This is a genomic window from Enterobacter sp. Acro-832, assembly GCF_011752745.1.
In the GTDB taxonomy this organism is placed as follows: Bacteria; Pseudomonadota; Gammaproteobacteria; order Enterobacterales; family Enterobacteriaceae; genus Enterobacter; species Enterobacter quasiroggenkampii.
Genome location: NZ_VWWX01000002.1, coordinates 548,546 through 561,548, shown reverse-complemented (window position 1 = coordinate 561,548; position 13,003 = coordinate 548,546). Strand labels below are relative to the sequence as shown.

13 protein-coding genes are annotated in these 13,003 nt (G+C 53.3%); 4 read left to right on the top strand and 9 right to left on the bottom strand.

What is annotated here, in order from left to right:
* Positions 1-17 precede the first annotated feature (17 nt).
* On the bottom strand, positions 18-1,067 hold the full coding sequence (locus tag F3J31_RS09110; protein ID WP_008500831.1) for a rhodanese-related sulfurtransferase: 1,050 nt from the start codon (positions 1,065-1,067) through the stop codon (positions 18-20).
* Between the two features lie 221 nt (positions 1,068-1,288).
* Here F3J31_RS09110 and F3J31_RS09105 point away from each other — a divergent pair, with 221 nt between their 5' ends.
* From F3J31_RS09105 to F3J31_RS09095, 3 genes are all read left to right on the top strand, one after another.
* Positions 1,289-2,215, top strand: coding sequence for a Kdo(2)-lipid IV(A) acyltransferase (locus tag F3J31_RS09105; RefSeq protein WP_045910183.1), 927 nt, complete (start codon positions 1,289-1,291; stop codon positions 2,213-2,215).
* Between the two features lie 143 nt (positions 2,216-2,358).
* Complete coding sequence (gene mdtG / locus F3J31_RS09100) at positions 2,359-3,576, top strand: multidrug efflux MFS transporter MdtG (protein ID WP_167212667.1); 1,218 nt, start codon at positions 2,359-2,361, stop codon at positions 3,574-3,576.
* A gap of 96 nt (positions 3,577-3,672) precedes the next feature.
* The gene (locus tag F3J31_RS09095) at positions 3,673-4,047 is read left to right on the top strand and encodes a MysB family protein (RefSeq protein ID WP_008500834.1); all 375 of its coding nucleotides are present in this window, start codon (positions 3,673-3,675) and stop codon (positions 4,045-4,047) included.
* Positions 4,048-4,053: 6 nt separating this feature from the next.
* Here F3J31_RS09095 and F3J31_RS09090 read toward each other — a convergent pair whose 3' ends face one another.
* The 3 genes from F3J31_RS09090 to mdoG all read right to left on the bottom strand — a co-directional run bounded on the left by F3J31_RS09090 (position 4,054) and on the right by mdoG (position 8,440).
* Positions 4,054-4,281 (bottom strand): YceK/YidQ family lipoprotein, encoded by a 228-nt coding sequence (locus F3J31_RS09090; protein ID WP_008500835.1) that lies wholly within the window; start codon positions 4,279-4,281, stop codon positions 4,054-4,056.
* A gap of 84 nt (positions 4,282-4,365) precedes the next feature.
* Complete coding sequence (gene mdoH, locus F3J31_RS09085; protein WP_045908288.1) at positions 4,366-6,894, bottom strand: glucans biosynthesis glucosyltransferase MdoH; 2,529 nt, start codon at positions 6,892-6,894, stop codon at positions 4,366-4,368.
* Positions 6,887-8,440 carry a glucans biosynthesis protein MdoG gene (gene mdoG / locus F3J31_RS09080; RefSeq protein WP_021240787.1) on the bottom strand — a complete coding sequence of 518 codons (1,554 nt, stop codon included), beginning with the start codon at positions 8,438-8,440 and terminating at the stop codon, positions 6,887-6,889. The genes mdoH and mdoG overlap by 8 nt, the downstream gene beginning before the upstream one ends.
* Before the next feature lie 254 nt (positions 8,441-8,694).
* Between mdoG and mdoC the strand changes: the two genes are divergently transcribed.
* Positions 8,695-9,834, top strand: a complete 1,140-nt coding sequence (mdoC, locus tag F3J31_RS09075; RefSeq protein ID WP_045908289.1) for a glucans biosynthesis protein MdoC — start codon at positions 8,695-8,697, stop codon at positions 9,832-9,834.
* A gap of 34 nt (positions 9,835-9,868) precedes the next feature.
* Here mdoC and ymdB read toward each other — a convergent pair whose 3' ends face one another.
* From ymdB to csgB, 5 genes are all read right to left on the bottom strand, one after another.
* Positions 9,869-10,411: an O-acetyl-ADP-ribose deacetylase gene (ymdB, locus tag F3J31_RS09070; protein WP_045908290.1), complete on the bottom strand. Its 543-nt coding sequence runs from the start codon at positions 10,409-10,411 to the stop codon at positions 9,869-9,871.
* 105 nt (positions 10,412-10,516) lie between these two features.
* A complete protein-coding gene (locus tag F3J31_RS09065; RefSeq protein ID WP_167212664.1) occupies positions 10,517-10,837 on the bottom strand; it encodes a type 1 fimbrial protein in 321 nt (106 codons plus the stop codon).
* A 160-nt stretch (positions 10,838-10,997) separates the two neighbouring features.
* Positions 10,998-11,330 carry a curli assembly chaperone CsgC gene (gene csgC, locus F3J31_RS09060; protein ID WP_048222497.1) on the bottom strand — a complete coding sequence of 111 codons (333 nt, stop codon included), beginning with the start codon at positions 11,328-11,330 and terminating at the stop codon, positions 10,998-11,000.
* 61 nt (positions 11,331-11,391) lie between these two features.
* The gene (gene csgA, locus F3J31_RS09055; protein ID WP_063621360.1) at positions 11,392-11,844 is read right to left on the bottom strand and encodes a curli major subunit CsgA; all 453 of its coding nucleotides are present in this window, start codon (positions 11,842-11,844) and stop codon (positions 11,392-11,394) included.
* Positions 11,845-11,885: 41 nt separating this feature from the next.
* Entirely contained in the window at positions 11,886-12,341 is a 456-nt protein-coding gene (gene csgB / locus F3J31_RS09050; RefSeq protein WP_048027369.1) for a curli minor subunit CsgB, read from the bottom strand.
* Between the last annotated feature and the right edge of the window lie 662 nt (positions 12,342-13,003).

The window sequence follows — 13,003 nt, the reverse complement described above, 5'->3', positions numbered from 1 at the left end:
CGTGCCGGGCGTTATTATCATTCCGGGTCAGGGATACCCAGTTTGGTATTCAGACGACCGCGTGATTTATTGAAAATCTTGTTGCCGTTTTCACGTCCTGCGCGACGGCGACGCTGCTCTTCTTCCGGCAGGATGCTCTCTTCGCTGCACAGCTCGCTACAGCAGCCGTTAAACTTCTCGGCACAGGCCGGGCACTGAATGAACAGCAGATGGCAACCGTCATTTTTGCAGTTGGTGTGGGTATCGCACGGCGCGCCGCACTGGTGGCACTGGGCAATGACGTCGTCCGAAATACGTTCGCCCATACGCTCGTCAAAGACAAAGTTTTTCCCGATAAAGCGTACCGGCAGCCCCTGCTCACGGGCGCGGCGAGCGTACTCGATTATGCCGCCTTCAATGTGCCAGACCTTATTAAAGCCGTTGTGCTTCATCCACGCGCTGGCTTTCTCACAGCGGATACCGCCGGTGCAGTACATAACGATCTTTTTATCTTTATGCTCCTGCATCATCTCAACCGCTTTCGGCAGCTGCTCGCGGAAGGTATCGGCCGGGATTTCCATCGCGTTCTCGAAATGCCCCACCTCATACTCATAGTGGTTACGCATATCAATAAACACGGCATCCGGATCGTCCAGCATCGCATTCACTTCCGCCGCCTTCAGGTATTCACCGACGTCCGCCGGGTTAAACTCAGGATCGTCGATACCGTCCGCCACGATGCGTTCACGCACCTTCATGCGCAGCACCCAGAAGGATTTCCCGTCATCATCCAGGGCAATGTTCAGGCGTAAGCCGTTAAGGGCCGGGTCAAACTGATAAAGTACGTCACGGAAGGCGCTGACTTTGCTTTCCGGTACGCTAATCTGCGCGTTAATGCCTTCACGGGCAAGGTAGACGCGGCCGAAAACGTTCAGCGCTGTGAACGCCTGATAAAGCGCATCGCGGGTCGCCTGCGGATCGTCGATCGTGAAGTATTTATAGAATGAGATGGTGGTGCGCGGTTCGGTTTCAGCCAACATTCGCGCCTTTAACATCTCATTCGACACGCGGTTGTGTAACACTGGCATGGTGTACAGTCCTGGAATCGTTAGAGAGAATGAAAATTCGGTCGGCATCATATAGCAAACAAAACCAATTTACATCCACACAATTTACGCTACATTTCACACACCCTGATTAATCAGGCTTAACAATTGCTGTATTCGTGCACGCTTCGAAAGCAGATATTTTGGCTACGCCTCAAAAAATGAGACACTAGCGAAACAGGACGTTTGAACACAGGAAAGACATGACCCAGTTACCAACATTTACTGCCGCCCTTTTGCATCCCCGCTATTGGTTGACCTGGCTTGGCATCGGCTTTTTATGGCTTCTGGTACAGCTTCCCTACCCTGTTATTTTTCGGTTGGGTAAATTTCTGGGCCGTTTCGCACAGCTGTTTATGAAGCGTCGCGCCAGAATCGCGTACCGCAACCTTGAGCTGTGTTTTCCGCAGATGAGCGAATCAGAGCGTCACGACATGGTCGCGAAGAATTTTGAATCCGTCGGGATGGGGCTTATGGAAACCGGCATGGCGTGGTTCTGGCCGGACAAACGCATGGCTCGCTGGAGTGAGGTGACGGGAACCGGCATGGATCCGGTGCATACGCTTCAGGCCAACCAGACGGGCGTTCTGCTGATCGGCGTCCATTTTCTGACGCTGGAAATCGGGGCGCGTATGTTCGGCATGCAGGCGCCCGGCATTGGCGTTTATCGCCCTAACGATAACCCGGTCATCGATTTAATCCAGACCAACGGCCGTATGCGCTCTAACAAAAGCATGATCGACCGTAAAGATCTGAAGGGAATGATCCGCGCGCTGAAATCCGGTGAAGTGGTCTGGTATGCCCCCGACCACGACTATGGCCCACAGGCCAGCGTTTTTGTCCCCTTCTTCGCCGTTGAAGAGGCCGCGACAACCACCGGTACCTGGATGCTGGCGCGGATGTCCAAAGCCGCCATCGTGCCTTTTGTTCCCCGCCGTAAGCCGGACGGTTCGGGCTACGAGCTGATGATGCTGGAGCCGGAACTCGCACCGCCGCTTGACGATGCAGAAACCACCGCACGCTGGATGAACAGCGTTGTGGAGAAGTGCATCATGCTCGCCCCGGAGCAGTATATGTGGCTGCACCGTCGCTTTAAAACCCGGCCAAAAGGCACGCCGTCCCGCTATTGATTTTCAACGTGCGGCCCTCAGGGCCGCATGCTGTTTTAGCTTTAAAAGCTCCCCCTCATTGCGGCAATCATAACCCAGGCGCATAATTAGCAGGCTTATTACTTCATGCTTCAGGTGCTCAGCACCTCATTATGCGGATTGTTATGTCACCCTCAGATGCCCCCATAAACTGGAAGCGTAACCTCACGGTTGCGTGGCTTGGCTGTTTTCTCACCGGCGCAGCGTTTAGCCTGGTCATGCCTTTCCTGCCGCTTTACGTCGAACAGCTGGGCGTGACGGGCCACAGCGCGCTCAATATGTGGTCCGGCCTGGTATTCAGCATCACGTTCCTGTTTTCCGCGATGGCCTCGCCCTTCTGGGGTGGTCTTGCCGACCGCAAGGGGCGAAAAATCATGCTGCTCCGCTCGGCGCTGGGGATGGCCATTATCATGGCGCTGATGGGCGTGGCGCAAAACGTCTGGCAGTTCCTGATTTTGCGCGCGTTGCTGGGCTTGCTGGGAGGCTTTATTCCCAATGCCAACGCTCTGATTGCCACACAAATTCCTCGCCATAAGAGCGGCTGGGCGCTGGGCACGCTCTCAACCGGCGGCGTGAGCGGTGCCCTGCTGGGGCCACTGGCCGGCGGACTCCTGGCCGACAGCTATGGCCTGCGCCCGGTGTTCTTCATCACCGCCAGCGTGCTGTTCCTGTGCTTTATCGTCACCCTGCTCTGTATTCGGGAAAACTTCACGCCCGTTGCGAAGAAAGAGATGCTCCACGCCAGGGAGGTGCTGACCTCGCTCAAAAATCCCAGACTGGTGCTGAGTCTGTTCGTGACAACAATGATTATCCAGGTGGCAACCGGATCGATTGCTCCTATCCTCACGCTGTACGTTCGCGATCTGGCGGGCAACGTCAGCAATATTGCATTTATTAGCGGGCTGATCGCATCCGTGCCCGGTGTGGCGGCATTGCTCAGCGCCCCGAGGCTGGGGAAACTGGGAGACCGCGTCGGCCCGGAAAAAATTCTGATCTGTGCGCTGGTGATCTCTGTCCTGCTGCTGATCCCCATGTCGATGGTGCACTCGCCCTGGCAGCTTGGTGTTCTGCGCTTTTTACTGGGCGCTGCCGACGGCGCGTTACTGCCCGCCGTTCAGACCCTGCTGGTCTACAACTCCACAAACCAGATTGCCGGGCGTATTTTCAGCTATAACCAGTCGTTTCGCGACATCGGTAATGTCACCGGGCCGCTCCTCGGGGCTGGCATTTCCGCCAGCTTTGGTTTTCGCGCCGTCTTTATCGTGACGGCAGGCGTAGTGCTGTTTAATGCGATCTATTCGTGGTTCAGTTTATCCCGCGCGTTACGGCCAGTGGCGGAATAAGACGAACGCCTGAAGCTTATTTTCGTATTCATACTTGCAGAATCAGATATTCAGCTATTCTTTCCCTGAAACCTTATGGAAAACAGGGAGACACCAATGACCATGTACGCCACGCTGGAAGAAGCTATTGATGCCGCTCGTGAAGAGTTCCTCGCCGACAACCCCGGCGTTGAAGAAGAAGATGCTGACGTGCAACAACTTAATATCCAAAAATACGTTCTGCAGGATGGGGATATTATGTGGCAGGCCGAATTCTTTGCCGATGAAGGTGAAGAAGGGGAATGCCTGCCGGTCCTGAGCGGTGAAGGTGCGCAGGCCGTCTTTGACGGTGACTATGATGAAATCGAACTGCGGCAGGAATGGCTGGAAGAAAACACCCTGCACGAGTGGGATGAGGGCGAATTTCAGCTCGAGCCACCACTCGATACGGAAGAAGGTCAAACCGCAGCCGATGAGTGGGACGAGCGTTAATTTACGCTACTCGTAAGGGCCGTGGCTGGCATCGATCGGCAGCAGCAGCGTGTCGAAAATTAGCGAGAATGGCAGATCCAGCACGGTGAGGTAGCGCCATGCGGAGTCACGGAGATCCCATTTCACGCCCGGGTAATACTGATTCCCGTGGCCTTGCCCTGGAATGGTGCGGCTGATGATGCTGCCGCAGCCGCTGAGCAGGCATGCCATCAGAACGACGATGATTATTCTCATGAGTAACCTCTAAAAAAATACCGGCGATTAAGCCGGTATTTTATCTGGCGGGTGGCGCTTCGCTTACCCGCCCTACTTAACCACTTACTTCGCCTTCAACGCCAGCGGGTTCAGCTTCAGTTCTTTATAGTAGTTTACCCACGAAGAGTATCTCTCCGGAGCGGACCACACGCGGTAGTGAAGACGCGCCATCGTGACCGGGTCGCTCAACAGGACCAGACGACGGTCACGGTTGAGTTTTTCCGGGGTCTCGTTCAGCGCCTGCTCAACGTGACGATCGCGGGCAATCTCCAGCACCTGGCTGGCACGGTGGCGCGCAGTGGCCATCGCCGTTGCCAGGGCGTTGAATGACGGGTTAAACACGGCGTGCATAAAGCCGTCATCCAGCGTGCGATTGCGGTTCTGCTCGAGATAACGATCGGTATCCACCAGCACCTGCGGCGGGGAATACTCTTCCGGGATCAGGAACAGCTTCCAGCGTTTGGTCCGCAGCCCCACCGTCGAACGGCTGGAGATCACGGAGACAAACGGCGACAGGATCAGCGAGAAGACAATCGGCGCCAGCCAGAACAGGAAGCGCAGATCCAGCCACGCCATCCCGGCTGCCCACACCAGACCCAGCAGCAGCTGAGAACCGTGGCGCATAAAGGCTTCGCTCCACGGCGTGGAGTCGTCATCACGCTGCGGTGAGTTCCAGACCACTTCCCAGCCCAGGAACGCACTGACCACGAACACGGTGTGGAACAGCATACGCACCGGTGCCAGCAGCACGGAGAACAGCACTTCCAGCAGCAGTGAAAGGGTCACGCGGAAGAAACCGCCGTACTCTTTCGAGCCTTTGCACCAGATCAGGATGATGCTGAGCAGCTTAGGCAGGAACAGCAGCACCATGGTGGAGGCAAACAGCGCAATCGCCAGTTCCGGGCGCCACTGTGGCCACACCGGGAACAGCTGCCGCGGTTGCAGGAAGTATTGCGGCTCCGTCAGGGCATGCACGACCTGCAGCGCAGTAGAGAGCGCAAGGAACATAAACCACAGCGGTGCGGAGAGATAAGACATCACGCCCGTCAGGAACACTGCACGGTGAACCGGGTGCATCCCTTTCACCAGGAACAGGCGGAAGTTCATCAGGTTACCGTGACACCAGCGGCGGTCACGCTTGAGCTCGTCCAGCAGGTTCGGCGGCAGCTCCTCGTACGATCCCGGCAGGTCGTAGGCAATCCAGACGCCCCAGCCAGCACGACGCATCAGCGCCGCTTCCACGAAGTCATGCGACAGAATAGAACCGGCAAACGAACCCTCGCCCGGCAGCGGCGCCAGCGCACAGTGTTCAATGAACGGCTTCACGCGGATAATCGCGTTGTGACCCCAGTAGTGCGATTCACCCAGTTGCCAGAAGTGCAGACCCGCCGTAAACAGCGGCCCGTAAACACGGGTGGCGAACTGCTGGCAGCGCGCATAGAGCGTGTCCATACCGGAGGCTTTTGGCGAAGACTGAATGATACCCGCGTTCGGGTTGGCTTCCATCAGACGCACCAGACCGCTCAGGCAGTCACCGCTCATGACGGAGTCCGCATCCAGCACGACCATATAGCTGTACTGATTACCCCAGCGACGGCAGAAGTCATCGATGTTACCGCTTTTACGCTTCACACGACGGCGGCGGCGACGGTAGAAGATCTGCCCTTCGCCCTGCACTTCCGCAATCAGCTCCATCCACGCTTTTTGTTCCGCCACGCAGATATCCGGGTTGTAACTGTCGCTCAGGATGTAGACGTCGAAATGCTCCGCGTTGCCGGTCGCCTTTACGGACTCCCAGGTGGCACGCAGGCCCGCAAACACGCGGTCAACGTCTTCGTTGCAGATAGGCATAATCAGCGCGGTACGGTGCTCAGGATTGAGGGGTTCATCCCCGACCGTTGACGCCGAAATGCTGTATTTGTCACGCCCCATCAGCAGCTGCAGGAAGCCCATCAGCGCGGTCCAGAAACCAGCCGAGACCCAGCAGAAGAGAACCGCGAACAGCAGAAGGATGCCGCTCTGCAGGATGTACGGCAGCAGCTGCATGAAGGAGACCCAGAGGTCCTGGCCCATCATGTCTGTCGGGTTGATAAACGCCCAGCCCTGATAAGGCAGGATGGTTTTCATATACCAGGTCGCGACGACCGTCTGCGCCAGCGTCAGCAGCAGCAGGATGTAGCGACGGATGGTCCCCACGGTACGCCATTTCTGTTCGGAAGCCTGCTCTTCTTTCGTCAGGCGTGACAGATAGCGGGGCGTCACATCACGCCCGCGCAGGCGATCCCAGAAGCGGCCCACCGGGTTGGTGCGCCATGGATCGGGAAACATTGAGGAACGCGTGGCCTTCGGCATCGCCTGAAGCTGATCGCGCCCTTCGTCGTCTTTAATCAACTGCCCTTCTGCCAGCGAGTCCGGCCAGGCCTGCTCCAGACGTGCCTTTACTGACCCCAGCGGCGTATCATCATCACGGGAAAACTGACGATGTTCACCATCCAGCGCGGTGTGAACCGCGCGGATGTCGCTCTTAGGCAGTGCCGCTTTTTCGATATCCGTCAGCGGCATGGCATCAATATATTCAGATGTATTATTCATTGGCAGGTAGCTGATAGCTCCAGGTTTCACTCAGTGGCTGATCGTTACTGACCAGCGCTGCACGCATTTCAGTGGTCTGCTTCGGATCTTTCACTTTCACGCGCAGGGTCAGACGCCAGCCTTTGGTTACCGGGTTGTAACGCACGGTATTCTCAACGATTTCACCGTTATCACCGATGCTGGCCTGAGCGGCAACGGCAGTGTCCGGTGACAGTTTCTTCATATCCTGGCCTGTGAAGTCCACGACAAAGGCCACGGTACCGTCAGGCTGACGGATAAGATTAGACTGCTTCACATCACCCGTTGAGCGGCGAGTCTGCATAACATACGCGTTATCCGGCGCATGCAGCTTATCTTCGTCGCGGCTGAAGGTGATGGTGTACTTGAAGTTCATCTCTTTACCGGCTTCCGGCAGTTGATCCGGCGTCCAGTAAGCCACGATGTTATCGTTGGTTTCGTCGTTGGTTGGAATTTCTACCAGCTCGACCTTACCTTTACCCCAGTCACCGTTTGGCGTGACCCAGGCGCTTGGGCGCTGGTCATAGCGGTCGTCCAGATCTTCAAAGCGGGAGAACTGACGACCACGCTGCAGCAGGCCAAAACCTTGTGGGTTTTCCATTGCGAAGCTGCTCACCGCCAGATGTTTCGGGTTGTTCAGCGGACGCCAGATCCACTCGCCGTTACCGGCGTGAATAGACAGACCGTTGGAGTCATGCAGTTCCGGGCGGAAGTTGGTTGCTGGTGACGGCTGGTTCGGCCCAAACAGGAACATACTGGTCAGCGGCGCAACGCCCAGTTTGCCCACTTTATCACGCAGGTAAACCTTAGACTGCACGTCAACCACCGTGTCACGACCCGGCATGATCACAAAGCGATAGGCACCGGTCGCACGCGGAGAATCCAGCAGCGCATATATAGTCAGACGTTTGTCCGTTGGTTTTGGACGTTCAATCCAGAACTCACGGAAACGTGGGAATTCTTCACCTGATGGCAGCGCGGTATCAATAGCCAGTCCGCGCGCAGAAAGCCCGTATACCTGCCCCGCGCCAATCACGCGGAAATAGCTGGCACCAAGCATGCTGACGATTTCGTCGTTTTTATCTTTGCTGTTGATCGGGTAAAGCACCTTAAAGCCAGCGAAGCCCAGGTCTTTCACCGTATCTTTGTCGTGTTGCACATTGCCAAAATTGAAGTAATCAGGGCTGTATTTAATCTTACGTACCGCTGTGGCCGTCACTTCATTGATGGCAACTGGCGTGTCGAAATACATACCCTGATGATAAAACTCAAGCTTGAACGGGGTCTTGATGTTGCTCCAGTAGGCTTTGTCGTGATTGAACTGGATCTGCTGATAGTCCGCATATTTCATATCGCGGAAAACGGAGGGCAAGTTACTTTTCGGCGCTTCGTAGCTCTTGCCTGCCATCGATTTTGCCTGTTTTGCGACATCGTCGATGTTAAAGGCCAGTGCCGATGAGGTATACAGTGATAACACCACTGCAGCACCTAACCAACGCATTTTCATCATCTGTGGTTTATGTTTCATAATAAGTAAGCACTTCCCCCTTTGTGTGCTTATATCGATCCGATCCATTTTAATGGAAACTCAGGCAATCCGACAACATTATCACTGCTTTGTTCAGCTGCTGGCTCATGGATTAAGCAAATGAAAGAACCCATTATTCACTTTGCGTGCTTATCCTGGAGACAGGGTGTCGGTCTTGGTGTAGGGTTGCTTTCGAATGTAACCATTATGAGTCTTAGGGATAAGACGAAAAGTCTGAGAATGCACAACGTTATATGAGCACAACACCAACAGAACGTGAATATTTCCTCGACTCGATCCGGGCATGGCTGATGCTATTGGGGATCCCTTTTCACATATCACTGATTTACTCCAGCCACACCTGGCATGTGAATAGCCAGATGCCGTCCTGGTGGCTGACGCTGTTTAATGACTTTATTCACGCCTTCCGTATGCAGGTGTTTTTTGTCATCTCCGGCTATTTCTCTTACATGCTGTTTCTGCGATACCCGCTTAAACGCTGGTGGAAGGTGCGCGTCGAGCGCGTGGGGATCCCCATGCTGACCGCGATTCCGCTGCTGACGCTGCCTCAGTTCATTATGCTGCAGTACGTCAAAGGCAAAGCGGAAAACTGGCCGAATCTGTCGCTGTATGAAAAGTACAATACGCTGGTCTGGGAGCTGGTGTCTCACCTGTGGTTCCTGCTGGTCCTGGTGGTGCTCACCACGGTGAGTCTGTTCATTTTTAGCCGCCTGCGCCACCACCTGAGTTCGACAGCCGACACCTTTTTCGCCAACGTTACGATGGGCAAACTGTCAGTGCTCTTCTTGCTGTTGGGGATCGCTTATGCCGCCGTGCGACGGACCCTGCTTATCGTCTATTCGCCGATTTTAAGCGACGGGCTCTTTAATTTCGTGGTGATGCAGTCGCTGTTCTACATCCCGTTCTTTTTAATCGGCGCGCTGGCGTTTATTTATCCGAAGCTGAAAGCACTGTTTACCACTCCGTCACCGTGGTGCGCGATAGGTGCGGCCTTCGCGTTCGCAGCCTATCTGCTGAATCAGCGCTACGGCAGCGGCGACGCCTGGATGTACGAAACGGAAAGCGTGATCACCATGCTGCTGGGTTTGTGGATGGTGAACGTGGTATTCGCGCTCGGCCACCGCCTGCTGAACTTTAAGTCCAGCCGCGTGACCTACTTCGTCAATGCTTCGCTGTTTATTTATCTGGTGCATCACCCGTTAACGCTTTTCTTCGGGGCTTATATCACCCCGCATATCGCCTCTAACACGCTGGGGTTCTTTACCGGTCTGGTGTTTGTCGTGGGGATTGCGATCGTGCTCTATGAAATCCATCTGCGGATCCCGCTCCTGCGTTTCCTCTTTTCAGGAAAACCACAGGTAAAAGCCTCATAAACAACCGCGGCGCACTGAGTGCGCCGCGCTTTCTTCAGGTGTCCAGTTCCTGCCCGCGTTGGGTCAGCAACCGTTGATAAAGGTGGGTAGTTTCTTCGTCGAAACAGACAAAGATAACCTTCTCAGGCATCGGTTTTAGCGACAGGTAGCGGTAAACGGTTTCGACGGCGATCGTCGCGGCAGCCGCCTTAGGATAGCCATACACGCCGGTACTGATGGCCGGAAACGCCATTGTTTTATAGCCGTTGTCGGCAGCCAGCCGCAGACAGTTCCGGTACGCCTCTTCCAGAATACTCGCCTCATGCCGATCGCCACCGTGCCAGACAGGCCCTACGGCGTGAATGACCGCTCTGGCAGGCAGATCCCCCGCAAGCGTAATCACCGCATGGCCGGGAGGACATTCACCCTGCTGTTGCCGCACGGTTTTGCAGGCTTCCAGCAGCTGCGGTCCGGCAGCCCGGTGGATAGCCCCGTCCACACCGCCTCCCCCCATCAGGGAGGGATTGGCCGCATTGACGATGACGTCGACGTGCATGGTCGTAATATCGCCATGAATAACTTCAATTTGCGGTTTCATAAAGCCCCTCTGCAACCCGCCTTTTTCTTAAGTGTATCGCAGGGCTGCCCGGGAGATAAAACTATCAGAAAAAATCCTCTTCCGCACAAAGCGGAAGAGAGAGCGTTATCGATACTGTATTTCGACAACCGCGAGCGTTTTTTCAGGGTTGAGGTATTTCATGCGCAGCGATGCCAGGTTCGAATCAGACACATGGCCATTAAGCGCCTCTTGATAGCTGACCATGCGCGTTTGCATACGATTATTATCCGGGCAGGACAAGGCAAACTGTCTCTGATGCGGCGAAACTTCACAGGGGTCGGCAACAATGGCACCGCGAAAATGAATGACGCCACCGTTCACAATGGTAGCGGAATAAACCGGGAGGCTAAAAACAGAAACGATCAGGCCCAGACCCGTCACGAGTCGAGCGAAAGAGTGGTTCATTATAGGTACTCCTCAATGAAAATCGTCCTTGAGGGGTAAACGCACTTCATTATGGCAAACGAAGTCTCACGTTAAGGAACATAATGACCTGGTCCCTGATATCAGCATAGCTCAACGGTACAGACCCGCCACATTCGCAAGCCATTGATTCCATGAATGTTTAGATAGCGCTTCCCGCTGGCGACCACTGTTGTGATAAATGAAGCGATTTTCCATCTGAGACGGTGACAACGATTTTTACCGTGTCTCCTGCGTTAATATTTAAACTCAGGCGCATTAAATCAATCGTCTGATTAGCGGGTATAAAAAGGGTATTTTGCTGTCGGGACGAACTTTGTCCCCCCTGCCCTTCCCGAACGGAAACAATCTGAACCTGACAATCACACGGCTGCGCCAGAGTGACCTGCGGAATAATGGTGGTCATATTTTCCTGCTGCGACGTTTTGAAGGTTATCTGGCTGGAAAGCGCGGCGAGAAGAATTAAGGTATTCATGATGAACTCCCGAAAAAAAACAGGGCATCAGCCCTGTTTTTTTGTAGCACAGATTTCAGTATCAGTACTGATGAGCTGTCGCGTGGTTACCGAAGCCGATCTGGGTAACGTTGACAGTAGAGTTAGAAGCAGTCTGGTCTACGAGGGCACCGTTAAAGCCGCCGGACTGGCTAACGTTCATAACAGATTTTTTACTGTTCCACTGATCAAGTGTTGCACTGTTGCCAAATCCTTTCTGGCTCAGGTTGATTTTACTGTCATCAGAACCCTGACCAACGTCAGCGCCGTTACCGCCACCTTTCTGGGTAATATTCAGCACAGAATTTCTGGCGTCTGTCTGCAGAGCAACCGCGGAGTTACCGCCACCGTCCTGATAAATATTCAGGGTTGAATTTGGGCCACTGTATCCGCCATGACCATGTCCATGACCCCAGCCGCCCTGATTAATAGAACCCGCCATAGCACTACCAGAAACTACGATTGCTGCAAGCGCTGCCACTTTGAGAAATTTCATGGTAAACCCCCATCGGATTGATTAAAGTCGTCGCGAAGGCGCTAATGTTGAATAACGTTAATCGCCATTTGCGACTGTTTCTGCACTACAACTGCGGTTTTCTGCGTACCGTACTGCGTAATATTTGCTCTATTACCCGACCCTTTCTGGATAATTTTCGCGCTATTACCGTATCCATCTTGCGTAATACCTGCATCATTCGCGTTACCGCTCTGATCGATCCAGGCAATATTGTAACCCCCTGATTGATCAACTCTCGCTCTGTTACCTGCCCCATCCTGGGAAACAATGGACAAGAGTTTTGAACCCTCCTGGCGAACCTGAGCGTCATTGAAAACACCCTGTTGACCAATAATGGCTGCCTGATTGAGTGATGAAAGACTTAATTCGTTAACCGCAAAGTTATATTCAGGATTGGCTAAATCTGAATTCGCTGCGGTTACAAATCCAGGCGCACCCAGTAATGTAAACACCATAAATAACGATGTGTATTTCATGTTGTCACCCTGGACCTGGTTATTGAATCACGCCATAACCGTATAACCGTGTTAATTGTAAAAACGATTCGTATTGTGTTAACGCGTCGTTACGGTGAAGAGTATGTCCGCTGAAACATTTTAAATATCTCACCCGCGCGGCTTATTTTTATTTTTCAGATCACCACAAAGTCGTAATTTACATCAAAAAACACTTTATTCAGGACAGCTTATATTTTTTATTACAGGTGTTTTGCGAAAGGGTTGTACAGCGAGGCGAAGGCTGTCCACGGGTCCTCCCGGGGTGTTTAAACGTAACGGCTGAAGAACATTTTTTCTCAGTGCGTGACACGACCCCTCTTTTCTTAAGCCAGACCACGGCTCATTCCTGGACTTAGAACCAACCTGTAACTCATACTTAATTATCGTTTCATAAAAATAACAAATAACTCTATAAATCAAATAATTATAAATATTTGTATGATTTTTAAAATCTGTGCACCTCTATTAATATGTACAACTTTCTCATCATTTCTCGCCATTCATTACAAGCTAATTTCACAAATTAATATTTATTTTTACATTCAGTTACATGTTTAACACTTGCTTTAAACTTCGTAAAAGCTAGATTGAAATTAGATGTACGAAATTGGTTTTATATTTACCTCCCTGTGGAGGTTATG